General features: G+C 37.9%; 26 protein-coding genes and 1 tRNA gene. 2 read left to right on the top strand and 25 right to left on the bottom strand.

From position 1 onward, the window contains the following. Positions 1-176: 176 nt before the first annotated feature. The 23 genes from M9426_RS07000 to M9426_RS06885 form a co-directional block, all read right to left on the bottom strand. Positions 177-1,109 (bottom strand): conjugal transfer protein, encoded by a 933-nt coding sequence (locus M9426_RS07000; RefSeq protein WP_001224319.1) that lies wholly within the window; start codon positions 1,107-1,109, stop codon positions 177-179. Continuing rightward, the gene (locus tag M9426_RS06995; protein ID WP_000769868.1) at positions 1,106-2,107 is read right to left on the bottom strand and encodes a bifunctional lytic transglycosylase/C40 family peptidase; all 1,002 of its coding nucleotides are present in this window, start codon (positions 2,105-2,107) and stop codon (positions 1,106-1,108) included. The genes M9426_RS07000 and M9426_RS06995 overlap by 4 nt, the downstream gene beginning before the upstream one ends. Further along, the gene (locus M9426_RS06990; RefSeq protein ID WP_000804748.1) at positions 2,104-4,281 is read right to left on the bottom strand and encodes a CD3337/EF1877 family mobilome membrane protein; all 2,178 of its coding nucleotides are present in this window, start codon (positions 4,279-4,281) and stop codon (positions 2,104-2,106) included. Before M9426_RS06990 ends, M9426_RS06995 begins: the two co-directional genes overlap by 4 nt. Before the next feature lie 2 nt (positions 4,282-4,283). Then, positions 4,284-6,731, bottom strand: coding sequence for a conjugal transfer ATPase TcpF (gene tcpF, locus M9426_RS06985; protein ID WP_250341781.1), 2,448 nt, complete (start codon positions 6,729-6,731; stop codon positions 4,284-4,286). After that, positions 6,715-7,107 (bottom strand): conjugal transfer protein, encoded by a 393-nt coding sequence (locus tag M9426_RS06980; RefSeq protein ID WP_000723888.1) that lies wholly within the window; start codon positions 7,105-7,107, stop codon positions 6,715-6,717. Before M9426_RS06980 ends, tcpF begins: the two co-directional genes overlap by 17 nt. A gap of 88 nt (positions 7,108-7,195) precedes the next feature. Further along, positions 7,196-7,693 (bottom strand): antirestriction protein ArdA, encoded by a 498-nt coding sequence (locus M9426_RS06975; protein ID WP_000342539.1) that lies wholly within the window; start codon positions 7,691-7,693, stop codon positions 7,196-7,198. Between the two features lie 116 nt (positions 7,694-7,809). Further along, a complete protein-coding gene (locus M9426_RS06970) occupies positions 7,810-8,031 on the bottom strand; it encodes a hypothetical protein (RefSeq protein WP_001009056.1) in 222 nt (73 codons plus the stop codon). 42 nt (positions 8,032-8,073) lie between these two features. Further along, complete coding sequence (gene mobT, locus M9426_RS06965; RefSeq protein ID WP_000398284.1) at positions 8,074-9,279, bottom strand: MobT family relaxase; 1,206 nt, start codon at positions 9,277-9,279, stop codon at positions 8,074-8,076. Positions 9,280-9,456: 177 nt separating this feature from the next. After that, positions 9,457-10,842 carry an FtsK/SpoIIIE domain-containing protein gene (locus M9426_RS06955; RefSeq protein WP_250341780.1) on the bottom strand — a complete coding sequence of 462 codons (1,386 nt, stop codon included), beginning with the start codon at positions 10,840-10,842 and terminating at the stop codon, positions 9,457-9,459. Positions 10,843-10,870: 28 nt separating this feature from the next. Beyond that, positions 10,871-11,257 (bottom strand): YdcP family protein, encoded by a 387-nt coding sequence (locus M9426_RS06950; protein WP_000985015.1) that lies wholly within the window; start codon positions 11,255-11,257, stop codon positions 10,871-10,873. Between the two features lie 15 nt (positions 11,258-11,272). Further along, positions 11,273-11,587, bottom strand: coding sequence for a YdcP family protein (locus tag M9426_RS06945; RefSeq protein WP_000420682.1), 315 nt, complete (start codon positions 11,585-11,587; stop codon positions 11,273-11,275). A 482-nt stretch (positions 11,588-12,069) separates the two neighbouring features. Beyond that, the gene (rplA, locus tag M9426_RS06940; protein WP_005956100.1) at positions 12,070-12,771 is read right to left on the bottom strand and encodes a 50S ribosomal protein L1; all 702 of its coding nucleotides are present in this window, start codon (positions 12,769-12,771) and stop codon (positions 12,070-12,072) included. Between the two features lie 39 nt (positions 12,772-12,810). Beyond that, positions 12,811-13,236 (bottom strand): 50S ribosomal protein L11, encoded by a 426-nt coding sequence (gene rplK / locus M9426_RS06935; protein WP_005956246.1) that lies wholly within the window; start codon positions 13,234-13,236, stop codon positions 12,811-12,813. Between the two features lie 47 nt (positions 13,237-13,283). Next, a complete protein-coding gene (nusG, locus tag M9426_RS06930) occupies positions 13,284-13,826 on the bottom strand; it encodes a transcription termination/antitermination protein NusG (RefSeq protein ID WP_005956160.1) in 543 nt (180 codons plus the stop codon). Positions 13,827-13,840: 14 nt separating this feature from the next. Beyond that, entirely contained in the window at positions 13,841-14,056 is a 216-nt protein-coding gene (gene secE, locus M9426_RS06925; RefSeq protein ID WP_005956279.1) for a preprotein translocase subunit SecE, read from the bottom strand. Between the two features lie 9 nt (positions 14,057-14,065). After that, positions 14,066-14,215 carry a 50S ribosomal protein L33 gene (gene rpmG / locus M9426_RS06920; protein ID WP_040541406.1) on the bottom strand — a complete coding sequence of 50 codons (150 nt, stop codon included), beginning with the start codon at positions 14,213-14,215 and terminating at the stop codon, positions 14,066-14,068. A 185-nt stretch (positions 14,216-14,400) separates the two neighbouring features. Then, positions 14,401-15,213, bottom strand: coding sequence for a CPBP family intramembrane glutamic endopeptidase (locus M9426_RS06915; protein ID WP_250341779.1), 813 nt, complete (start codon positions 15,211-15,213; stop codon positions 14,401-14,403). A gap of 105 nt (positions 15,214-15,318) precedes the next feature. Then, entirely contained in the window at positions 15,319-17,619 is a 2,301-nt protein-coding gene (locus tag M9426_RS06910) for an ATP-dependent DNA helicase (RefSeq protein WP_250341778.1), read from the bottom strand. A gap of 29 nt (positions 17,620-17,648) precedes the next feature. Further along, a complete protein-coding gene (locus tag M9426_RS06905; RefSeq protein ID WP_195443373.1) occupies positions 17,649-18,113 on the bottom strand; it encodes a tRNA (cytidine(34)-2'-O)-methyltransferase in 465 nt (154 codons plus the stop codon). Further along, entirely contained in the window at positions 18,107-19,663 is a 1,557-nt protein-coding gene (locus M9426_RS06900) for an NAD(P)/FAD-dependent oxidoreductase (protein WP_250341777.1), read from the bottom strand. Before M9426_RS06900 ends, M9426_RS06905 begins: the two co-directional genes overlap by 7 nt. Before the next feature lie 106 nt (positions 19,664-19,769). Then, on the bottom strand, positions 19,770-20,924 hold the full coding sequence (locus M9426_RS06895; RefSeq protein WP_250341776.1) for a sensor histidine kinase: 1,155 nt from the start codon (positions 20,922-20,924) through the stop codon (positions 19,770-19,772). After that, positions 20,911-21,585, bottom strand: a complete 675-nt coding sequence (locus M9426_RS06890; protein ID WP_250341775.1) for a response regulator transcription factor — start codon at positions 21,583-21,585, stop codon at positions 20,911-20,913. Before M9426_RS06890 ends, M9426_RS06895 begins: the two co-directional genes overlap by 14 nt. Beyond that, positions 21,582-22,058 carry a dihydrofolate reductase gene (locus M9426_RS06885; protein WP_250341774.1) on the bottom strand — a complete coding sequence of 159 codons (477 nt, stop codon included), beginning with the start codon at positions 22,056-22,058 and terminating at the stop codon, positions 21,582-21,584. The genes M9426_RS06890 and M9426_RS06885 overlap by 4 nt, the downstream gene beginning before the upstream one ends. A 146-nt stretch (positions 22,059-22,204) precedes the next feature. Between M9426_RS06885 and M9426_RS06880 the strand changes: the two genes are divergently transcribed. Continuing rightward, positions 22,205-22,278, top strand: a tRNA-Cys gene (locus M9426_RS06880). Between the two features lie 127 nt (positions 22,279-22,405). Here the strand turns inward: M9426_RS06880 and M9426_RS06875 are convergent. Beyond that, positions 22,406-22,861, bottom strand: a complete 456-nt coding sequence (locus tag M9426_RS06875) for a VOC family protein (RefSeq protein WP_250341773.1) — start codon at positions 22,859-22,861, stop codon at positions 22,406-22,408. A gap of 189 nt (positions 22,862-23,050) precedes the next feature. After that, positions 23,051-24,316 (bottom strand): Glu/Leu/Phe/Val family dehydrogenase, encoded by a 1,266-nt coding sequence (locus tag M9426_RS06870; protein ID WP_005956075.1) that lies wholly within the window; start codon positions 24,314-24,316, stop codon positions 23,051-23,053. A 415-nt stretch (positions 24,317-24,731) separates the two neighbouring features. On the opposite strand from M9426_RS06870, the gene M9426_RS06865 reads away from it, so the two are divergent. Then, positions 24,732-25,616, top strand: a complete 885-nt coding sequence (locus M9426_RS06865) for a YitT family protein (protein WP_250341772.1) — start codon at positions 24,732-24,734, stop codon at positions 25,614-25,616. The last annotated feature ends 95 nt before the right edge of the window (positions 25,617-25,711 follow it).

Raw genomic sequence — 25,711 nt, 5'->3', positions numbered from 1 at the left:
GTTCCCGCTATCAAATTGACAGTTTATTTAAGAATACCTTGCCACATATTTATTAACTCCTTTTAAATAGATACTTAAATAATAGCACGTAAGAGCATATTTGTAAAGGAATCTCCAATTTTTTATCAAAGAGAGTACGTGATTACAAAATAGCTGTAATAATGTACCAATATTTGTTATTTTACAATCTTCCAATTACTCCCGTTCTTTTCAAGTACCAAATCAAATTGAGATACCTGCGTTGCTTTGGTCTGCTGGTCGATATACTCCACTGTCAGCGATACCGTGACTTGATTATCCTTACGATTGTGAATAGGATTTACCAGTTCTTGAAAGATGTACTCTTTTCCGATTGGTTTTAATATCCCGTCATTCACATAGTAGGAAAGTTCACTGGCTGTCGCTGTAGGATAGAGCTTGAAGAACGTCGTTAAAAACTCATTGATTTCATTGGTTGTAATGGAATCAACCGTCCCCTCACTTTCAATGGCTTTTGGTTTATAACTTGATTTCTTAGGTATGTTGGTAATGGTCGGATTCTTAACCAGTACCATATTTCCAGAACCATCTACATAGACACTCACTATATAAGCAGAGTGGACGGTCTTTGTATTTTCTCCCTCTGTAATGAGCTGGTCTACACTGTAGGTTACATTAAACTCATTGTCGCCAGTTGGCTCTACCGTCCATATCTGAAATCCTCTTACAGAAGACGATACAGGAATATCTTTGCGTACTGTATCAACATTGAGAGCTTGAAGTTCATCTGTCAGATAGCCTTTTAGACTTTCCATTCGATTATCAATGGACTTATCGGATTGCTCCCATGAATAGTAGACTTTCGCAAAGTTCTCTACAAAATTTTCTACATGATGAGTATCAACGTATTCCTTTTCTATGATAGTTGTTTCGTGAATAGTATGAGTATCTATAGCTGTAAAGTGCTTGAATATCGCAAAGCTGAAACTAAGCCCTAAAAGTACCCACAAGGCAATCACAACCTTTTTATGAGGATTGACCTTATAGACACGAGGTTTCTTTTCCTTTGGTATCTGTTTTTCTTTATTCTGATTTTTTCTAAATTTCATCATTAAATCTTCCTTTCTCATTGTTTGATTCGTCCTGCTCCCACTAAATGCTGTTGCCAGTAGGGGCTTGTTAAGTCGGCATAACCGATTGGGTCGCCTGCATGAAACATACGGTTATTGCCAAGGTATATCCCAACATGAGTAATATAAGAGCCAGCGTTATAGGTAGAATGAAAGAAAACCAAATCGCCAGCTTGTGCTTCCGATAGTGGGATATGCTGGGTCACATCATATTGCTGTTGTGCGGTTCGTGGTAAGTTAATTCCAGCTTTTCCATACGTCCATTGTGTCAGTCCGCTACAATCAAAAGAAGTAGTCGGGGAAGCTCCACCGTAAACGTATCGCCAGCCCTCATATTTCAGTGCTTCGTCCATGATGGCTTGTACCGTATCATCATCAAACTCTGTTGTGACAAGATACTGCGTTACCAGTTGCACATAAAACATATTGCCATAGTTGTATCGCCAGCCCCCATTGATAGGTATGGCTATGGGATTGGGGTAAGACACTTTTTCGCCACCTGAATACTCTTTTGAGAAACTTTGAGCCAGTTCAAAGGTATATTTATTTCCACGATTAGCCACATACCCTAAGAAACCACCACCATAATTGTAGGACTGGATAACCGATTCTAAATCTACACTGAGCCTTTCGCTACTGGCTAATAATTCACTGAAATACTTCACACCTTGCTTAATGGATTCTTCTGTACTCAATGAATTAGGTGGAAGACCGAGGGATTCCGAGGACTGCATAACATCTTCCGCAGTACCGCCCGATTCCACCTGTATAATCGCAAGAAGTATGTTGACATATTCTTCAACGCCATATTCTTTGGCATATTTTTCTACCATAGGCTTATGAGCCAGCACTTCTGCGGAAACATTCACACCTCCATAATGAATATTGGAAATTCCGCTGTCCTGTTCATCTGAAAATAAAATGGCAACAAACAGAAGCAGTGAGAAGACCATCAAGAATAATCCAGAACCACCAATCACTAAAGTTTTCAACTTCATGGTTTCTTACCGACTTTCTTAATGGTGGCGGTTTTGATTGGTGGTCTACTTCTTGTATTTTGTAGTGGTACTCTTTGAACAGTAGACGGACGTTCTTTTGTGATTGGACGTTGTGAAGTTCTATCTGCTGTAGTGGTTGAAGTTGCTGGCTTTTGAACGGTTTTTTCTTGAACGGTATTGCCTTGGCGTTCCACTTTTGGACTTGAAAAATCGGACTTAACTGCTGGACGCTCTTGTTTGGCTTGTTGAGATTCCTTATATGAAGTCTGAATATTAGACTGTTTTGAGGTCTGTTCATCATGATATTGTTCTTGTCTTGTAGTCGGTCTTTCATGAACAGAAGAAGCAGGCTGTTTTTTCTGTTTGACCTGTTCCATTTCAGAGCGACGCTTCGCAATGGTTTTTCGCCTTTGTTCCTGCTGTTCCTTGCGTCCACTGGCTCTGTCCGCTTTGGTTTGAGAAATACTACTGGTTAAATCACGGACATTCTCTTTTACTTTGGATTTTCCTTGATATACTGCATATCTTGCATTGGTCGGCAAATCTTTAACCTGTTCTTTCAAACCACTAGCAGTGTCTACCATTCTGTCTTTGGTATCAGCTACTGTACCGATGGTTTGACCGATACGTTTTCCAAGTGTTGATTTTTCCTTTCCGTCTGGTCGGGAGTGATCTGCTTGTGTCCTTGCAGAACTCCCCGAACCCGACTGTCCTTTTTTACCTGTAACAATGGCAGACCCAGCCCCTAGAGTAGTCATGGAACGTCCAAGTTTCCGCTGTAGACGGTGCATGTGAGCGTGCATAAGCATACGAGGTTTTCTCATCACACGACTTCCCACACTTTGAGAATCGTTACTCTGTAGAGAAAACATACTCATTAAATCGCCCAGCTTGAAGTAGATTCCTGCAAAGGTCACAATCTGTAGAAAAGCAATCAAAAAGAACGGATAACCAGCCGATAAGGTATAGAGCATGGTTGAAATACTAAATGCTGTCGTAATAATCAATGTGATTCCAGCTCGTGTCAAAATGGTATTAAAGAGCTTTGTTATGGCTCGTTTTGACATACCATCAAATGATGGAATCATGCTTAAAATAAAGCTCACAGGCAGAAACATAGCATAGATGATAAAAAGTACCTGCGAGAAAATCATGATTCCTGTTAATAGGAATACAAATATGGAAATCCCAATATTGAAGACAAATAGGAAGAAGACTGTACCTAAACGGTTAATGGTCTTTGTAATGGTTAGATTGGTATTGCTTCTGTCTTCAATTTCTTCCGCAACAATTTTTTCTCTGTCTTCGCCATTGTTGGAATCTGGGCTGGTGGAGAGCAGGCTTTCCACACGGTCAATACCGATACTTTCAATGTCTGAACTGTTGTATTGAAGCAGTAGCCACGGTTGCTGAACCTGTATGGAAAACAGGCTATCTCTGATTAAGTCCACGCTGTCCTTGCCTTGACTATCGGAATGGGGCATGACAATCTTCGTGCCAAGTGATAAACTGGCATTACTGATGTCTGATGAAAAGTCATTGATTTTTTTAATGTAGTCGGGAGCGTAGGCAATAAAGGAAGCCGATAGGATAAACACCAGCACAAAATTCATAATGGCATGAATTGCCTTTGTGGTTTCTCTCTTTATCAGTCCCGTATAGGCAACATAAACCCCAAGAACCAAAATCAAGAGTAAGAGGAATCCAACATAGAAACCCTCTGTTGAAAATCCGTTTGCACTCACACCAGCTAAGGTCTGCATATTCTTACCAATGGAATCTGCTGTAGCGGAAATGAAGTCTAAGGAATAGGCTTCCTGTACTAAGTAACCTGTCGCATTGGAAACATACAAACTGATTGTCCAAATAAAATTGGTAATGGCATATAGTCCATACATGACCTGTTTTCCAATCCCGTCCGACCAGTTCCACGGAAGCCAGCCCCAGCTATTATCCACATAAAAATCCAGTTGATAGTTTTCAAGTGGGTATCGGCTGTATTCATTTGCCACATTGACCGTATCATCTACCAAGCCCGCAGCTTGAACCACCGTTCCCAGCATGGCTAAAAGAAAAATGGCAATCACAAGTGTGAAAGCCACTGTCATTGCCACTTTACCTAGACGTTTCAGCGTCCAGTTTGATTTTATTCTGTTTACTATTGATGGTTTCACATTTACACCTCTTTTCGCACAGGTGGTCTGGTATCAAAGGCATGGAGCAGTTCTTCAAATACAGGGTGGAACTGTATCACACCGACACGACCATATAAATCACTGATAAGGCATTGCCCGTTTTCCAAATCACGCAATCGCTTCTGATTGTTTTCGTCCTCTGGGTCTACACCAAAAAAGGCTAAGGTCTTTTTAATCTCGTTAAGGTCAGTGGAACGAAATGCAAATTTTAAGCCGAGGTTATTTTTCAGTTTTTCATCTAAGAGGTCGTCTGTATTTTGGGTCACGAAATATACCCCAGCGTTCATAACACGACCAGCCCGAACCAGCTTCATAGATAGTGTTTTTCCTTGTGCTACCTGTAAAAAGCTCCACGCTTCGTCTAAGTCAACAATTTTAAAAATGCTTCTGTCTGTATGGATAAAGTCTAACGCAAAGGTACTAATGACAATCAGCATTGCCACCGATAGTAACTCCATTGTGGTATATTCCTCAAAGGAGGTTTCTTTATCGGGAAGTACCAAGTCGGCAACCTGTATGATGTTCAGTTGTTTTTCAAGACTGATAGACTGCTCCACATATCCATCACTAAAGAGCAGATGTGCAAAGTCATAGTCTGTAAAACTTTCGATATGGTCGGCTATGCTGGTGCTTATTTGAGTTCCCTCAACCCGTAATTCCTCAATCACTTTCAGAAGACCTCGCACTTCACTATTAGTTACAGCACGAATGGCTTTTCGTAGAACAGGGAAACGGTCAGAATCTCGTGATGAAATCCCCGTAAGGAACGTCAAAATGTCGATTGCCAGTGATTCAGAATCTTTGGGATTTTTCATAATCACGTAAGGGTCAAGTAAGCCTTTATTTTTCTCATCAGAAGTCAGATTGACAATATTAATTTCGTGAGCGATTTCTGGCAAGGTTTCTTTCCATCTGCCACGTTCCGCTTTCGGGTCAACAATCACTGCTTGTGCCCCATAAAGCACTGCATAATAGACGATAAGGTTATTCGCAAAGGATTTTCCACCGCCTAGCGAACCTACAAAGGCAGACGCTAATGCATTGGTTACTGAACCCTTAACCCCTTGACTGGCAAGAGCAGGTTTGAGGTAGACATTGCGTCCTGTATCTAAGCTATAGCCAACATAAATACCCTCATTTTCGCCAAGCATTTGAGTAGCACCGAAACCAAGTCCAGCTAAGAAATCAGAGGTTACATACTGAATATAGTCATTCATATAACGCTTGCTTGATGGTAAAAATTCTTCATGTAAGCCCAGCATATCTCCAAATGGTCGTACCAACTTGACACTTAAATCGTCATAAAAATCTTTCACTTCATTACAACGACGTTTCAATTCGTCCAAGTCATTTGCGGAAACACGCACCACATAAGAGAGCTTATACATGGATTCCTTGCTTTGGTCTAAATTATTTTCCAGCTCATTGACACTTTCCAGAGCTTCCGCCACATTAGAGCTGGTTTCGTTATCACTTTGCCATGCGTGGTTATCTAGGTCTTTTAGTTCTTTCTTTTTATTACGAACGGTGCTTAGTGCTTTACGGTTTGCCACGATTTCCACATTCATAGAAGTATCAATCGGGAATGTAAATTGCTGTTGCTGGTAGTAGAAGATTTCAGAGGACGGAAAGTCCAATTCGCCGACAATGCTGTTGATGGTAAAGTACGCCACATAGACGGTTTCGTCTTCCTGTTGAATTTTTAGGTATCGCTGTTTTTCTTCCACCAGACAACGGGTCGGTTTAATAAGGTCATAATATTTAATCAGCGTTTCATTATCCAGCTTCTTCTTTGATAGATGGTACTCATAATCTTCATAAGCTGTACCTGTCTGTCCATAAAGATGTTCAATCAGATAGCCGAAGTCGTCCTTATCCAGTCTACGGATTTTGAAACGACGAGAGATTTTATTTTCTAAGAGCTTTTCCATCTTCTGAAAACGCAGGATTTCATCATTACTCATACTAACAAAATCGCCCATCAGCTTATGGTTCACATCATAGACAAAATCAGACAAAGCATTTTTGGCTTCAACGGTAAGACTTTTCATAGAAAACTCCTGATCGTTGAGAAGCAACTTAAAGCCGATAAAGAAACGGTAGTTCACTTGATTTTCGCCAATCATGGATATTAAAGCGTCTGTCTGTTGGTCGATTTTGTCATAGGCAACCGCTTTGAGCTTGCCAGTGACTTCATTTTTGGAACGCTCTTGTGCAGAACGTATGCTGGATTCTGTACTGATTTGTAAAGCATGAATTTTGCCATCACGATTTTGTGCGATAAGCTGTCTGAAAGAATCATGCACTTGTATTTTCTGTTCTGGACTTAGAAATGAGTAATTGTAAGGAACAAGCTCATAGTAAGCATAACATTCCCCGTCTTTATTCCAGACGAGATTGTTTTCAATGTATTTAATTGGATATGCCATAAAATTCACTCCTAACTGCTGTAATGGCTTCTTGTGGCTGGTTTCTGCCAAGCGTTACTTTTTTTCCTGCATAGGTCAGCTTTGGTCGCAGTGCATAAGCAATGACAGACTTCAAAAATCCATAAGGCTTTTTACCATCAAAGGTTTTTGTAGACATAAACCATGTGAAAGCCACAGGAATCCCAAAGTATTTGAGAAATGCTCCCTCTATCATGGAAAGAGGGGGCAAGTTGCCAAGTATCATCACTGCAAAGAGTGACACGACAAACCATGTCATTTGCGTAAAGGTTATGGGAAACGGAAGTCTAAAATCATTGATAGAATACAGTACCTTTTCCACAGACCAGATACTGGTATAGCTTCGTATTTTCTTCATGTAATCAATCCTTTCATAAAAAATAGGGGTAGCTGATTGAGCCACCCCGTAAAATAGAAAATCTGCCAGTAGTAATGTACCGACAGATTTAATAGACGATTTCAAAAATCCCATGATTGGTTGAGATAAACGTTCCTGAAAGGTCTAAATCCCGACCATAGGCTTGATAATCAATATAGTTTTGAAGACTAGCTGGTACTTCGCCTAAAGCACCCGTTTCTTCAATGTAGTAGCGTGCCACGTCATACATATCATCACAATCGGAATGAATGATAATATCCTCTTGATGTTCGCTTAGTTCTTCAATGCTTGAAAAATGAGTGAGCAGAGCAGATAGCTCCGATTGTAATTCTTCGGGTAATTCCGATACCATTTCCCATAGTCGATTGAGTTCGCCAATGGAAGTGTATTCGTCAACCGTAAAGGGTAACTCGTAGTCATGAATGGCGTATTCCTCATATTCATCATTCAAGCCGATTTTCTCTTTGACTTCCTCAAAGTCAATGGGAAAGGTAAACCACGCACCGACCAATTCGCCCTCATTGTATTTGCCTAAATTCGCAATATAGACTTGCATATCGTCCATATATTCACGTCCTTTCTTTGTAGAGATTCAAAAATCCCTACCGCACTTCGTTTGGTGTACCATTCCTTTGCGGAACATAAGAAAACCACTTATATTCCACAAAAGAACGGTTTTATTTAAGCACCAATAATGCGATTGAATAGCTCTAGTAAAATGTCTTTTACTCCAGCAGCGTTGAAGACTAAGCCAACCGCAATAATCGCAATAATTAAAAAGCCAATCAGTTTGCTAAACTCACGCTTGAAGCCAAGATACAAGCCAATCACAACGATTGCTAAAAGCACCAGTGATTGAGCGTTTGATAGAAACCAGTTATAAAGGTTTTGTCCAAAATTCATAAAAATGTTCTCCTCTCTATATTCAATGAATTTGTATTTGAGTTATTTTTTTGTTGTTATCACGTCCTGTTCTTTTACTGACTGTTGCTTCAAAATCTGCTTGTGTCGGTCTGTCAGTTTCGCATGGTCGAGAATGTCTTTTACAACCTGCGTCTGGTTGATTTCATCAAGTTTAATCGCAACCTTTAAGGTCGGGGCAACTTGATGAGATAGCCAGTTCAGCGTCCTTTGGAAGGAGTAAGGCTCTGGTTTTGTGGTTAGTTTTAATCGTTCACGATTGTTCCCAATAAACCAAGCCCATTCTTCATTCAGTTTCCAATCAGAACGAGGTTTGGAATCGTCTTTATCTACAAAACGGATATACCGATTGATAATTTTAAAGGCGGTATGCTCTGGATTGTCATAGACGAGTAAATCACGGACTGCATAATAGGCACGCTCATTTTTCAATCGAATCTCAAAACGGTTTTTTACTTCTGCGTCTTCAATGGGAATATCATTTTTCTTGTACTGCTCGTAGTCCTTTTCATAGATACAGAAATAAACTTCACTTTGTAATGAACCGATATAGAGGGTGTTTCCCATACATTCCTTTTCCTCTTTGCGTACCAGTTCGCCACTGCGATAGCTTTTAAAACTGCGGAAGACGGAGATACATTCTTCCTGTTGGCACTTTTCAGTGAGTACAGGGATATTTAAAATCCCTGTCTTATCGTTAATGGCAAGGTCAAGGCGTTTCATCACACCGCCAGCCACCAAAACGTCCATAAAGAACTCATACCAGCTTCTTTGTTGTGCCAGAAGATAGCTTTCAAATTGTCTGCACCCACGACCTTTCAATTCCACCAGAACTCCTTTGTCCAGTTCATGGGAGCAAAGGACGAATATGTCGCCTAAAGCATAATGCTCTGAATAAGAATAGAAACCATAGTCCTCATGAAGAAAATAGGACAGTTTCAGTTGTAAGATGTTTTCGACCACCTGCTGTACGTCTGTTGTCGGAAAGCGAATTCTTACATAATCAAACAGCATTTCAAGGGGAGCGTCGGGATTGAAGCGTTCCAGAGCTTCCCAAAGGGACTGCTGTAAATCCTCTGATGGCTTGACTTTTCCTGTTTCAATATCGCTTAGATACTGCCTTGTAATACCAGTCGCAACAGCTAAACGGTTTTGAGATAGTCCATAAGCCAAGCGTTTTTCTTTTAAATGCTGTAACCAAGTTTGTTCATTCAGTAAAAATCCCTCCAATCAAAAAGGCGTATGTCAACTTTTAAAGCCCATTTGACATACGCTGAAATTTTGTAAATCCCTTGTAACCAAAGGATTTTCTAATGTTTTTTTGACTGTTTCCTGTCGATTTGTACCCCCCTGTTAGATACGGGGGGTTAAGTGCTGGCGTGGCTATTGCCACACCAGCCAGCAAGATCAGTCCACACCTGCGACTTCCGCTTCGCACGTCGCCTGCGTGGACTGTCTGCTGTTGGATAACTTTTTAATTTCCTCCAAGAAATCATATCCTTTTGGTACAAGGGGAGTATAAAACTCTGATATGACACTTGTTCCTACATCAACATAGCCACGACCTTTGATTCGCTTTAAGAAGAAATCCTTTTGTACGTCACTGCCAAACATCATGCCATAGCCCATTTCAGACATACGACCTAAAGCCACTCTGAAATTAAACTGATCACGGATTCCGTCGCCTAAATATTTTGCGTCTGGACGTTGACAAGCCAGTATTAGAAAGAAGCCAGCTTGACGACCTAACATGACAATCTGTTTCAGCTTATTCATAACTGCGGTGTTTTCTTTTGTTCCCAGCATTTCCATGAAAGCGACGTATTCATCAAAGATTAAGAAGTGTGCCGGGAGACCTAAGTAAGCATAATTTTTGCCAGTCTTATAGTTCTTCATCTGCTTCATTTCCTCACTACGTTTCATCATTTCTTCATAGAATGTTTCAATGCAAGAAAGCAAGTCTTCTTCTCTATAGTAGACATTTGCCATCACAGAACCTAAGTCCGCAAGATCAGCATTTTTCGGGTCAAGAATATACAGTTTTGAATCTGTATGAAGCAAGGCTTCAATCAGTGTCAGTATAAAGTAAGTTTTACCGCCACCTGTACCACCAGCAATCAACATATGAGGGAGCTTATCATATTCCCACCATACGTTTTTCATTAAGCGAAGTTTACCATCTTTAGCTTCTACTTCATCAATAGAAATACGACTGGCTATGGTGTCATAGAGCAAAGTATATTCCACATAGGAATCCTTTAACTCTTTATCCGTCAGCTCACAGTACAAGCCACTCTCTAATTTCTTTTCCAAGTGTAAGAGTTGGTCTTGATATTTTCCCAGCGTGATTTCCACCCGTATCTGTATCAAGCCATTTTTAAGTCGATAATACATTTTAGGGAAGTAGGTTATCTTTTCCTTTGTACGACCAGCACTATCTTTAAAGAAACCCTCTGTTTTGACCTGTTCAGATTCATACCACTTGTTTTCAAGTATCATCTTTGCCAGTTTTTGACGGTGGTAAAGTTGTTTAACCGTATCATAGCGAACCCGTTTGAATACAAACGCTACCAGCAAGCAGATAAGAATTGCGACACTGAAACTGATAATTAAATAGGGAATGTCAATCTTATCTGCTTGTGATAGGTTAAAATCCTGCCAGTTGATCTGCTGGATTGTCTTCACATGAAACAGTCCGACAACCAGCAGGAAAACAGGCAGGAGTGACGCTATCGTAAAATGAAAGACTAAATCTTTACCAGATGGGCGAATCCTTTTACCACGCTGTTTCATGCGAAAAAGTCTCCTTTCTACCTAGCGACTATTTGTCTTGTGTCGGTTCTTTCTTTGCTTGTGGTTGAGCTTTGAATGAACTAGAATCCTTTGTCAGCACAATATCGTCTGCCTTGATATACCAGTCAACATCTGCTCCTTGATAGGTGGCAGTAGCAACGGTGTCCGCAATGGGATTGATAAGTTCCACCCGTGCGTTATAATCAAACTCTTTCAAAGGCACGCTGGCAGGAATACTTACTTGAATCATGCGTCCTTGTCCTTTGGATTTTAAGTCATAGGTACGTTCCTTGATTTCATCTGAAACCGACCCGTCTTCATTTTGGATTCTCACTTCACGACGTAGAGCAGAGAATTTCAATTCTCCAAAAGTCGTGTCTTTATCTAATACAATGCCATTTGCTAATCTCATCATTTTTCCTCTCTTTCTTTATTCTTTTATCATGTCGTCAGCATGTAAAAGGTAATTTGTAAAACCACGAGTGCCGATTTTGTAGCCCTCTGCGGTAATACGTGGATTGACTAACTTCACACGTTCCTCAAAGCCGAAATGTTTTTCGCCAGCTTCAGCAGGAAGCACCACCACAATATCATCTGCTCTTTGAACATCAGAATAGAGATTATAGCTTCTTGATAAGACAGTTAGCCGTCCGTTGATTCTTCGCTGAACGACTTTATCCTCGCCAGCAAATTCTAAATTGCCGAATGTTTTTTCCATGTTGGGAATCACAAATTTAAGTTCCATATTTTTACCTATCCTTTCTTTTTTATTGGCTGAATGAATGTTTGATGGTCTTAAAGAGTGGGGAACGACCTTTTGATTCTTGATTTTTTGTTTTCATAAGTTCACTTCCTTTCAAAATCGGGTAAAAAAATAGACACCTCATTTTTTGAAGTGTCTACCTATTAAATATTCAAATTTTATTGGAAGTATCTTTATATCTTCACTTTTCAAGGATAAATCGTCGTATCAAAGCTCATTCATAAGTAGTAAATTAGTAGTAAATTGAGTGGTTTTGACCTTGATAAAGTGTGATAAGTCCAGTTTTTATGCGGATAACTAGATTTTTATGCTATTTTTAAATTAAAAATTAAGATTTCATAAATTTTTCACCAAATCCTTTTAAAAGTTTCTAACAAAAAGGACCTAAGCCTTTAAACTTAAGTCCATTAAAAAACCCCTCTTACTTATAAAAAGTTGAGGGGTTTTATTTATCTTAGGTGTTTTTATTTTTCAATTAATTTTGAACCATTAACTCTGATTCCAGGTCCCATTGTTGATGAAACTGTTACTGATTTTAAATAACGACCCTTTGCTGATGCTGGTTTTGCTTTAATAATAGCATCTGCAATTGTCTTGAAGTTTTCAGCAAGTTTATCAGCTCCGAAAGAAACTTTTCCAATTGGAACGTTGATGATAGCAGCCTTGTCAACTCTATATTCAACCTTACCAGCTTTAACTTCTTTAACAGCTTGTTCTACATCAAATGTAACTGTACCTGATTTAGGGTTTGGCATAAGTCCCTTTGGTCCAAGAACTCTACCGATTTTACCAACTACGCCCATCATGTCTGGAGTTGCAATCATTACGTCGAAACCAAACCAGTTTTCGTTTTGGATTTTTTCAACTAATTCTTCTCCACCAGCGAAGTCAGCACCTGCTGCTTCAGCTTCCTTAATTTTTTCTCCCTTAGCAAGAACAAGTACCTTAACTTCTTTACCTGTTCCGTTAGGAAGTACTACAGTACCTCTAACTTGTTGGTCAGCGTGTCTTGGATCAACACCAAGTCTTACTGCAAGTTCTACTGTTTCATCAAAGTTTGCCTTAGCAGTTTTTGTAACTAAGTCAAGAGCTTCATTAACATCATATAAATTCGATCTATCTACAAGCTTAGCGCTTTCTTGATATTTTTTACCTCTTTTTGGCATATTTACCTCCTTCGTGGTACCTACGGCTTAGCCTCCCACTTATCTTTCTACTTCTATACCCATACTTCTAGCTGTACCAGCGATCAATTCAACAGCTGCTTCTAAGCTTGCTGCGTTAAGATCTGGCATCTTAGTTTTAGCTATTTCTTCAACTTGTGCCTTTGTTAGCTTTCCAACTTTTTTCTTGTTAGGTTCACCACTAGCCTTTGGCAAATTAAGAGCTTTCTTAATAAGCACTGCTGCTGGTGGAGTCTTTGTGATAAAAGTGAAAGAACGATCTTGATAAACTGTAAGAACAACAGGGATAATCATACCTGCTTGATCTTGAGTCTTTGCGTTAAATTCCTTTGTGAACTGCATGATGTTTACACCATGAGGTCCTAGGGCTGTACCAACTGGTGGAGCTGGTGTAGCTTTTCCTGCAGGAATTTGTAATTTTACTAATGCTATGACTTTTTTTGCCATTTTATTTCCTCCTTGTGGTAATGCGGGTTTACCCTCCCACACATCTCTTACTCTTTAATAATTTGATTGAAATCTAATTCAACTATTGTATCCCTTCCAAACATGGAGATACAAACTTTAACTTTTCCCTTGTCGTAATTGAAGTCGTCAATTTTACCCACCAAGTCTTTGAAGGGTCCATTTATAACCTTGACTAACTCCCCTATCTCGTAATTATCGAATAACTCTTTGTTATCAGTAACTCCAAGTAGTAGCACTTCTTCATCAGTTAATGGTACAGGCTTAGATGCAGGTCCAACGAAACCTGTTACTCCTCTTGTATTTCTTACAAGATACCAAGTTTCATCATTCATAATCATGTTTACAAGGACATAAGAAGGAAACATCTTTCTTTCCTTTGCCTTGGACACGCCATCCTTTGTTTCTACATAGTCTTCCATAGGGATCCTAATGTCAAAGATGACATCTTCCATGCCACGATTGTGAACCATGGCTTCCATGTTTGCCTTTACCTTTTTTTCATAACCTGAATAAGTGTGTATTACATACCATTTTGAAGCTTCGTTGTTGTTAAGCTCTTGTGTATCCAACTATAACACTCCAATCAATAAATAAAACCAAATAAAAACATTATGATCTTATCATATGCTAGTAATAGTAGTGATGACAAAATAACTGCCACGATTACTATAATAGAATATTTGATTACAGTATCCTTAGTAGGCCATACAACTTTTTTGAATTCAGATTTCACACCTCTAAAATATCTACCTAGACCACCTTTTTTTTCTTCAGTCTTAGGTGTTGTTTTAGTAGCCATAAATCCTCCTTACTTAGTTTCCTTATGTGTTGTATGTTCTTTACAGAATTTACAATACTTCTTTAGTTCCAATCTTTCAGTAGTATGTTTCTTGTTCTTATATGTCACATAATTTCTGTTTTTACATTGTGTGCATTCAAGTACTACTCTATCTGCCATAAAAACACCTCCAGTGCTAAAAAAAAGAGCCGCCTTTGGCTCCTTCTAATTTACTCAACAATATTATCACATAAGATAGGCTTTGTAAAGATATTTATTATAAATTTTCTCTATTTTTTAGGCTTTAGACCTCATTAAAGTTTTTTAACAAAAATATGACTTTTTATACTCAAAAGATTAAATTTTTAGATATATTTTTGTAGAAAAATAAAGAATCTAAAAAGAAGCCCTATATTAAGTGGGAATATCTTCATAAGTTCAGGTAAACATCTAATCTCTTGCAATATTTTTTTTAGAATTTTCTTTTCTCTTTGACTAAAAGTAGCTACATAGTTTTTATTTAACAAAAATTGTCCAAAAATTAAAATAATTCCCAAGAGTAGACTTATAAATCCTGTCATCTTATTTATTTGGGCTAATTCAATATTCTTTGCTATAAAAAGATTTTGAAAAAATACCACGATTCTCATGGATACTGTTGAATTTAAAAAATAGTGTATTATTACGGTACAAGTGATATTTTCTGTTATTGCGTAAATAATACCTACTGCAATACCAAATAAAAAACCTGATTTATATTTTCCGTAATGAAATAGCCCAAAAACTATTGCCATAACTAGTATTCCATAATCTTTTGAGACATTCATTAACTTCCTTTGGACTAAATATCTAAAGATGTATTCTTCAAATAAGACAAATAATATCATGGTAATGCTTACATAAAAATCAATAAAACTAGTCGTATCATTGCTCATTTCTTGTAAAGCATCTAAATTTGTTGTTAAAATAATAATTCCCTGATAAATAAAAACATATTTTAAAAATAAAATTAACTCTTGTACTTTTATTTCTTTTATTCCCTTAATTAAATCTTTAAAAAAATCCCTAACATGAATACCAAAGAAACAACTAAATCCAATAAAGATTGAAACTGGATTTAAAAGAGACCTAAATACAAAAAAAGAGTCTGAAATTCCTTTAAATTTAACTGATGCCAAAAAAATATAACCAATAAAAGAAACAATTGTAGCATATCCAATTTTTTCTAAAATTTTTTTCCTCTCTAGATTCATTCTAAAATCTCCTTTTTTCTTTTTATGATTTTAAATACCCTTCTCTTTCGTAAAGTTTTTTAAAATTGTTTCCATTTCTTCTAGCTTTTCAAAATCAAAAATTTGCCAGTGGTGAGGTAATAAAAGCTTATAAGGTTCAAGTGAAAATCTCTTGTCTATTAAAAGAATCTTTCCCCTATCATCTTCTGTCCTTATGACCCTTCCCGCAGATTGGATGACCTTGATCATGCCTGGATAGATATAGGCGTACTCATAGCCCCTTGAGTACTTCTTTTGGAAGTGGGATTTTAAAATATTTCTCTCATAAGAAAGTCCAGGAAGTCCAACACTAATTATGGCAACTCCCCTTAGCCTTTCGCCAATTAAGTCTATGCCTTCAGAGAAGACTCCACCCATAACTGCAAAGGCCCTCGTTGATGATGAGAAGGTAAAATTATTTAAAAATTCTTCCCTCTCTCCCTCTGTCATTTCTCTCTCCTGCTTAATGGCTTCTCCATCAATTTCTACATATCTATCATAGACTGCCTCCATGTAAGAGTAGGATGGAAAAAAGAAAATATAATTTCCATCATCTTGAGAAAATTCTCTAAGGTTTTCAATTATTTCGTCAATTGATTCTTCCCTATCCCTATAAACTGTAGAAATTTTATTGTTGCGAAGGACCAAAAGATTATTTGGATCAAAGGGGGACTCAATCTTGTAGTAGGAAGTTTCTTCATCTGCCCCCAGAAGTTTTCCATAATATCTTATGGGGTTTAGGGTTGCAGAGAAAAATACAGAAGACCTTGGAGCCCTTAAAATATTTTGAAAAATTGGCGCAATGTCAAGGGACTTAATTTTTATTTTGTCCTCGTCTTTCATAGAAACAAAATCCTTGTTGTAGTATTCCAAAATTTTTATGTAGTTAAAGAGAGAAAAATAAATTTCAAGAGCTTCCTCATAGTTTTCTTGGTCCTTGTCCTTGGTCAAGAAGTCGTTCATGGAGAAAACTGTCTTTTCCACTTCCCCATTAAAGCCTATAAAGGACTCGTAGGAATAAAAGGTCTTGCCTGAGTCAAGCTTTTGAAATTCTTCAAGGGCGTTAGTAAGATGCTTCCTTGCAGCCTTCCTCTTCTTTGGGAGCACTTCTCTTAATCTTTCAAGGTCAGGAATAGAAACTTCTGCCGAGTACATTTCTCTACCCCTCTCAAGGAGATTGTGGCTCTCGTCAACTAGAAGAGTAAACCTCAGCATGGAATTTTCAAAAAATCTCTTTAGATAAACTGTTGGATCAAATATGTAATTGTAATCGCAGACAATAAAGTCCGAAAAGTCTAAGAGGTCAAGCTGGTATTCAAAGGGACAAACCATGTGGAGCCTTGCAAATTTTTCAATGTTTTCTCTTGTGAAGTTGTCGCAGGTATCAAAGATGTCAATTATGGCATCATTGACCCTGTCAAAGTGACCCTTGGCATAGGGACAGTCTTTGGGATTGCAGGCTACCTTGTCGTTGATGCAGATCTTGTCCTTAGCTGTGACAATTGTAAGCTTTAACCTAAGCTTTTTATTTAAAAGTCTTTCAAGGGCTTCCTTGGCTGCATTTTTTCCCGTGGACCTTGCAACAAGATAAAAGGCCTTGTCAATCTTGTCCTCTCCCATGGCTTTAATTGTTGGAAAAATTGTAGAAATCGACTTGCCAATCCCCGTTGGCGCCTCCACAAATAATTTGTTTTGGTCATCAATAGTGTTGTAGACGGCAACAGAAAGGTCCCTCTGCCCCTTCCTAAAAGACTTAAAGGGGAATTTTAATTTTTTTATGGACTCATCTCTAGTGTCCTTCCACTCAACAATTCTCTTTGAAAACTCAAGATATTCCACAAGAGTCCCCATGAAAAAGTCGCGAAGTTCTCCAAAAGAAAAAGTCTTTTTTATATTTAAAATTTCTTCTGACTCTAGTTGATAATAGGTGAGCATGACATTAATCTCGTCAAGTTCATGGTCCTTGGCATAGATGTAGGCATAGCACTTAGCTTGTGCCCAGTGCATTAGGTTTTCTTCCTTCTCAAGATCCTCAAGCTCCCTAGTAGTTGATTTAATTTCATCAACTGTTACTTGGTCTGTGACTTCAATCCCGTCAGCACGTCCCTCAACTGTAAAATTTATTCCCTCAATTTCTTCTGTCGTCCTCAAAAAAACTTCTGTCAAAAAGTCCTTGGAGTATTCCCTTTGGACCTTTTGATGGGCCCTGATTCCTTCCACAGCCCTCTTGTTGGAAAAGAATCTCCTATCTATGTCGCCAGACCTCTTGACGAATTCTATTAAATTTCTTACGGAGATTCTTACTTCCTTCACAATAAATCCTTTCTATTTATAAATTAAACTTATTCCAAATCGAAAAAATCAAGTTGCCTTAGGGCTTCAAATAAAATAATATTTGCAGAGTTTGACAAGTTTAGGCTCCTGCCAAAATCCTTTAGCATGGGAATCCTTATGGCCTTGTCGTAATTTGCAAAAATTAAATCCTCTGGCAGACCACGAGTTTCTGGTCCAAAAACTATAAAGTCCCCATCCTTGTATTCAACATCTGTGTACTTTTTCTTGGCCTTAGTTGAGGCAAGGTAAAAATTGCTATCAGGATATTTTTCCACAAGTTCATCATAGGAATCGTAATAATTTATATCCACGAGATGCCAGTAGTCAAGACCTGCCCTCTTTAAATGTGAATCGTCAACGGAAAAACCAAGAGGCCTTATGAGGTGGAGCCTTGTCTTTGTAAGTCCACAAGTTCTTGCAATGGCACCTGTGTTAAAGGGAATTTCTGGTTCGTAAAATACTATATTTAACATTTTTTATCTCCTTCTAAAATTTCTATGGCGCACTTTATCCCATCAAGGGCAGAAGAAATTATTCCTCCAGAATAACCTGCTCCCTCGCCAATGGGATAGAGATTTTGAAATCTTTCTGTCCTGTAGTCACTTCTCTTGATCCTAATTGGGGCTGAAGTCCTAGTTTCCACACCAGTTAGGATTGCATCGTCGCTGGCAAAACCCTTGACCCTCTTGTCCATGACTTTAAGGGCATTCTTTATTGCACTGTTAATAGATTCTGGATAAATTTGATTTAAGTCGGCAAAGACATATCCTGGTATAAAGGTTGGTTCCACCTCTCCCAGTTTTTCTGTTACCCTTCCATCCATAAAGTCCCTAAGTCTTTGGACTGGCGCCTTGCCCCCTCCAAGATCAAAAGCCTTCTTCTCAATTTCATTTTGAAAGTCCATGCCTGCAAGATTGCCCTGGCCGTAAATTTTCTCATCAATAGATGCAACAACAGCAGAGTTGGAATTATTGCCATCCCTGTCGTGGTAGGACATGCCATTGACGCATAATTGTCCCTCAATTGAAGAAGAATTAACAACGTAGCCACCTGGGCACATGCAAAAAGTGTAGACTGAATGGTCAAAGTCCTTGTCAGTCACATTTAATTGGTAGGTTGCTGCTGGTAGCTTGTCAGATGTCATCCCAAATTGTGCAAGTTCAATGTCCCTTCTCAAGTGCTCAATCCTAAAACCAACTGCAAAGGGCTTTGACTCAAGAAGGTCGTACTTGTCTAGGGTCCTAAAGGTATCACGAGCAGAATTGCCAAGGGCCAAGATGTAGGCATCAGCTTGGTACTTGTCCTTGTCAGTAATAATTTTACTAATCTTTCCGCCTTCAAGTTCAAAGTCCAAAAACTTTTCGCTGAAGTGGTAGACCCCACCTAAGCTTTCAATTTCCTTCCTCATATTTTTTATTACGTCACGCAAGATGTCTGTCCCAATGTGAGGCTTTTGCTCGTAGAGTATGTCCTCTGGTGCTCCATGATCCACAAAGATGTCAAAGATCTGGCTCATCCTCTTGTCCTTGGAACGTGAAGTCAACTTACCATCGGAGAAAGTTCCAGCTCCACCTTCTCCAAATTGGACGTTGGATTCCTCATTTAATACTCCAGTCTTGTGAAGTTGGTCAATGTCTTTAACTCTTTCATCAACTGCCTTTCCCCTCTCGATTAGGGTCACCTTGACTCCCTTCTTGGCTAGGAGATAGGCCGCGAAAAGTCCTGCAGGTCCAGTCCCAACAATTACAGCTGACTCAATCTTGTTTTTGTTTTCAACTTCAAGCTTCTCTTCTTGAAAGTCTGCAAGATTATTTTTAAGTCTTTTCTTAATCTTCGCATCAATGTCATCAAAGTCTAAGTCAATTACAACTTGGTAGACAAAGTTCAAACCCTTCCTGGCATCAAAAGACTTCTTGTGAATCTTAAAATCAAAATTCTTTTTATTTATTTCTTTTTCAATTTTCTCCCTCAAAAACTTTTGGTCCTTGTCATAGGGAATTTTTATATTTCTTAAAATTATCATTATTTCACCAAGGACATTATAACACGAAATTATTTTCTTTAAAGATTTGTAAGCTTTGCCCTTTCAAAAGAAATTAAAAATAAAAAACTCAAAAGAAAAAGAGACCTCATAGGATCTCTTCTTTTGATTTTGGAAGTCTTACTTCGAAGATGCTTCCTCTTATCTCATTATTTTCATTTAAGTTGTCCCTAATTAGAACTTGACCGCCTAACTTTTCTACAATATTCTTCACAAGGTTAAGTCCTATTCCATAGCCACCAGTTTTTTTATTTCTCGATTCGTCTACTCTGTAAAATAAATCAAAAACTTTTTCTTTCTCTTCTTCATCGATTCCAAGTCCAGTGTCTCTCACGTAGATAAAATAATTTTCCTCATCTTCAGCGAAGTCAAAGACCACAAGTCCTCCGTCTTTGTTGTAGGCGATGGCATTCTTGCCAAGATTGTAGAGGACTCTCTCTAGCAAGATGTCACTGGTGTAAATTTCCCTGCTTCCCATCTTGGAAATAAGATTTACGTTTTTCTCTTCTGCCAGGTCTTCCAAGTCAAAGACAATTTCTTCAACAAGGTCCTTGATGTCAAACTTTCTTGAGATTGCATTCTCCCTCCGATTTAAAAATAAGAGGGACTCAATAATTTTTGATATCCTGTCGATGTTTTCGTCAAAATTATCCAAGAGCTCTTTAAGTTCTTGGTCCTCCAGCTTATTTTTCATGAGATAAATTTCAAGGGATGACTTCATAACAGCCACCGGTGTGTTTAACTCATGTGCAATGGAAGATGATAGGGCCTTCTCCCTTGCGTAGGACCCATAGATCTTGTCCAAGGACTTTTGAAAGGCCAAGGAAAGTTCTTCGATTTCTTGTGACTGACCCTCCATGTAAATTTTCTTTTCATTATCCACCTTGTCAATGTCAATCTCTTGAACTTTTTCCTTTAATTCCTTTAAGGGCTTAAGGCTTCTGGAAACTAAAAAATAATAAACCAAGGACCCAAGGGCAATTGTTGACCCAATAACTATTAGAGAAAAGTTTTTTATCTCCTTAGTTGACTTCAACTTTGAGTCCTCAAGGACTATAAAGTAATCTTTATTACCCTTGTTGGTCTCTTCCATTACAATTTTTTCGCCAATGTCCTGGATTCTCTTCTCTTGATACTTGCCAATTATATAGTTTGAAGTGGCTGTCATTACAATGAAAATCAAAATTATGGAAAGAATTAGCTTAAAGACAATGGTATTTTTTACATTTTTAATTCTCTTCATCTATAATGTAGCCCTTTCCAATTTCATTTCTTATAATATTTTTGCCAAGCTTGTCCTTTAACTTCTTCCTAAGGGCAGACATGTGGACTCTCACAACGTTAGAGAAAAGGTCTACCTCATCATTCCAGACGTGGTCCATTAATTCTTCAGCAGTGACGTACCTTCCTAAATTGAAAAATAAATATTCCAAGATTCCCGCTTCCTTGGCAGTTAACTTCAAGGCTTCTTTATCGATTGCAAAGGTCCTCTTGGCTGTGTCAAACTCAACTCCATGGGCCCTAATGATAGAGTCACTTATGGAAGTCTTGCGTCTTAAGAGAGACCTAATTCTTGCCTTTAGCTCTTCAAAGTGGAAGGGCTTAAGTATATAGTCGTTGGCTCCAAGGTCAAGACCCCTCACCCTGTCATCAACATATGAAAGGGCAGTGAGCATTATTACATTGACTTCCCTATCCCTCTCTCTTATCTCTTCCAAGATTTCAAAACCATTTTTCCCTGGCAGGTTTACATCTAAGATTATTAAGTCATAGGAATTTGTAAAGGCCATAAAGGACCCTTCATCTCCGTCAAGGGCTGTGTCAACTGCATAGCCAGAATGAACTAGGCCCTCCTTTATTGACTTTAATAACTTTTCTTCATCTTCAACAATTAAAATTTTCATTTTTCCCTAACCCATTTCTCATGATAAACTTTGTATATCTCATCTTCGATTTTTGACTTATCAATAAGTTTAAAGCCATCAAAGTCCGGTATAAAGGTGTCGGCACCTTGGACTACTGTGTCAACTCTTGTTACAATTAGTTCATCAATCCTATCCCAAAGAAGTTTTACTATTTCTGCTCCCCCAATGACAAAGACTTCCTTATCTGGATAGGCCTCAATAATCTTGTCTAACTTTTCTACTGAGTCAATGTAGAACAAGTCCTTCTTGTCCTCTCTCTTGGACCTAGTGAAAACCACAGAGATCCTATTGGGAAGCTGTCTTCCAATATCGTCAAGAGTCTTGCGTCCCATTACAATAATATTATTTGTTGTGTAGTTCTTAAACATCTCAAGGTCATTGTCAACAAACATAATTTGCTTTCCATCTTTTGCAATTGCATTTTTATTATCAACTAAAATTAATAGCTTCATCTCGTCCTCCTAAAAAACTCCTTAAAACTATAATATCTTAGTAGCCTGTCTATTCCTAGGACTTTTTATCATCGAAGCTCATTTAAAATTTAAAATCAATTTTCCCTTGTAATTTATTTCATTGTCTGCTATACTAATGTTGTTATGGCGACATAGCCAAGTGGTAAGGCACGGGTCTGCAACACCCTTATCACCGGTTCAAATCCGGTTGTCGCCTCCATAATAAAAAGTCTACTGAAATTTTTCAGTAGATTTTTTTTACTCATTTTTATTTTTTTAAATTTGCGGACTATTAGGACCAAATAAATCATTAAATCTAATCGACTTAACAAATCCAATTTTTAAAATCAACCAAGGGACTCTATGGCTTCAAGAATATTTCCATCTGGGTCGTAAAAGTAAAAGGCCTTGCTCTTGCCAAAGCCGTAGTCAGTAGAATCAAAAACCTGTGGCTGAGACATAACTTCCACACCCTCTCCAATTAACTTGTTATAAAAAGCTTCAATATCCTCAACTCCAAAGCAGAGTTCTGAAATTGAAGTTTTAAAAAGTGATGGCTTGTCCTCTTCCACATCTCCTCTTTCAAACTCAATAAGTTCAACATCAGGGCAGGCTTTACAAGACTTAGGACTTAGGTAGGCAATCTTAGCTTTTATATTTTGACCATTAAAAAGCCTATCTGTTGACTCCCCTTCCATGTACATAAATCCCTTGTAGTCAAGTCCAAGTGTATCTCTATAAAATTCCACCGACCTGTCTAGGTCCATAACAGTTAGTCCAATGTGGGCAATATTTTTTATCATCTTATTAGCTCCTTAATAAATTCTCCTATGTCTTTATGACCTAATGATAGCAAGGAGAAAGATTCTAGTCAATTTTATTCAAGCCCATAGGATTTCCAAAATAAAAATTCTTCACCCTAAGTTAAACTTAAACACAAAAAAACCGCAAGATAACTTGCGGCTTTTTCAGCATTTATTTACTTGTAGGGATTAATACCATCCTCTAAGTTTCATAGCTTTGTCAATTGATTGGATAGCGTACATGTAAACTCCTTCTCTAGGAACTACATCATATTCATCGCAAACTCCGAATACGCCTTTAATAGCTTTCATCATGTCAGCTTCTTGTTTTTCTTCTACTTCAGCTTCTGTCCAGTACATTCCGTATTGGTTTTGAACCCATTCGTAGTAAGAAACTAGAACTCCACCAGAGTTAGTTAAGATATCTGGAGTAAGTTTGATTCCTCTTTCAGCAAGAACCTTATCTCCTTCTGGAGTTGTAGGACCGTTAGCTGCTTCACAAACTAATTTAACATTAAGTTTTTGTGCAACATCACCAGTAATTACGTTTTCTAGAGCTGCTGGAATTAAGATATCCCATTCGCCTGTCCAGAAATCGTCAGCTGAAATTTGTTTTGCATCTGGGTAACCGATTAGTGTGTGGTGTTCTTCCTTGTAAGCAAGAAGTTTTTTGAAATCTAGTCCATTTTCATTGTATAGAGCGTAGTTTCCTTCTTTTTTGTCCCATTCAGCTAGAGCGTAAACTTTTCCGCCTTGTCTTTCAATGTTTTTAACTGTGAAAGATCCAACGTTACCGAAACCTTGAACTGCAATCTTAGCGTGTTTGAAATCAATTCCTTCACGTTTAGCAGCTTCTCTAGTTACTACAGCAACACCAAATCCTGTTGCTTCGTTTCTTCCTTCAGATCCACCAAGTCCAACTGGTTTACCTGTAAAAGTTCCTATATCTTGTCTGTCTCCGTTTACTTTGATGTATTCATCAAGGAACCAAGACATAATTTGTCCGTTAGTGTTAACGTCTGGAGCTGGAATATCAATTCTTTCTCCAATGTATTTGTAAAGTCCTCTTACCCAACCTCTACAAAGTTGTTCTAATTCTCTTTTAGAAAGTTCAGATGGGTCAACACAAATTCCACCTTTTCCTCCACCGTATGGAAGACCAAGTGCACCACCTTTGAAAGTCATCCAAAGAGAAAGAGCCTTAACTTCGTCTAGGCATACATTTGGATGGAATCTAACGCCACCCTTTGCAGGACCAACTGCTGTTGAGTGAGCTGATCTCCAGCCTTTGAAAGTTTTAACTGAACCATCATCCATCTTAACTGGGATAGAGATTTCAATTACTCTTTCAGGTTCTTTTAGAATTTCATAAACTGCTGGGTCGCAACCTAGCTTGTCACATGCAGCCTTAACTTTTTGTTGAGCTGCTACTAACGGATTTAAAGTATCTGTCATTTTTAACACTCTCCTTTATGTATAATCATGATAACCATTTCTTACAGTCTTAATTATAGCAAATAGAAATATTAAGTTCAAGCAGACCAACTAAGTTTAACTAATTGTTTGATATTATAATTTTAGTTTAATCATTTTATTTTTTTTTGCCCTTATTAATTCAATTCGTAAACAATCGGAATATTTTTTATTATTTATAATCTATAAATTTTTACAAGTTCCTGACACTTATTTCTTACACAAAATTTAGTAATTATAAGACTGTAATCATTTTCACTAATCTACTAAGATATAGAGTTTCACGCCTTCTCATTAGTTTTTTCCAATTTTTTATTGGCAGGCTTTTTTACTATTAATAAATTTATTGCTTAAATTTTTTTCCTTTATAGTGTATTATAAAAACTGAGGTGATAGTGTGAATTTACATAAAACTAGTTTTAAGGACTGGATTTTTTCAAAAACTTTTGCTAGGAAATTGCTTTCTGTAATTTTTTGCAGCATAATAACTGCCTTTTCCATTACATATATTATTAAACCCAACTTACTTATATCAGGAGGCCTAACTGGTCTATCAATTTTGACTTCTAACGTAACGGGACTTAGCCTTCCCCTACTTGTCTTTTTGATGAACCTTCCAACTTCAGTTTTAAGTCTTATATTCTTAGATAGGGACTTTACATTTTTTTCAACCCTTGTAATTTTTCTCCTATCTATATTCATTTCATTTTTCGAGAAACTTGCACCAGGTTTTTATGTGACTCAAGAACCTATCCTCGCTTGTATCTTTGGAGGACTCTTAAATGGAATTGGAGCAGGCTTTGCCTTTAGGAATGGAACATCAACTGGCGGTCTTGATATTGTCGCTGCAATCTTAAAAAAGAATTTTAATATAACTATTGGTCACGTCCTAATGGGCCTCAACTTCATCATTGTATCTTGCCTCGGCTACCTCTACTCCATTGACAAGGTCCTCTTCACTCTAATACTTATGTTTATCAACTACACTGTTATCGACAGGATCCAATTGGGAGTTGGCAAGCAAAAGCAAGTCCTTATCATCTCAGACTACAACGAAGAGATTGCAAAAGAAATCTATGCAGAGATCACAAGGGGAGCAACTTACATCAAGGGAGTGACTTCCTACAAGAAGAAGGAAGTCTATATCCTCTACGTCATTTGCTCATCAAGACAACTTGTAAAGGTTAGACAAATTATCAAGAGGACAGATAAGGATGCTTTTGTTACAGTTTCTGACACTTCAGAAATCCTTGGCAATGGCTTCAAGGAACTTTCAATTTAATAAATTTTGACCAAAATAAAACCACGACTTTATGGTTACCCCTTAAGTCGTGGTTCTTTTTTTACAAATTTTTATAAGTTCCTTTAATTTTAATT

The sequence above is a fragment of the Peptoniphilus genitalis genome, from assembly GCF_023614525.1.
GTDB classification, from domain to species: domain Bacteria; phylum Bacillota; class Clostridia; order Tissierellales; family Peptoniphilaceae; genus Peptoniphilus_A; species Peptoniphilus_A genitalis.
Note: the sequence above shows the minus strand (reverse complement) of the source record. Positions and strands in the feature narration are given on the sequence as shown.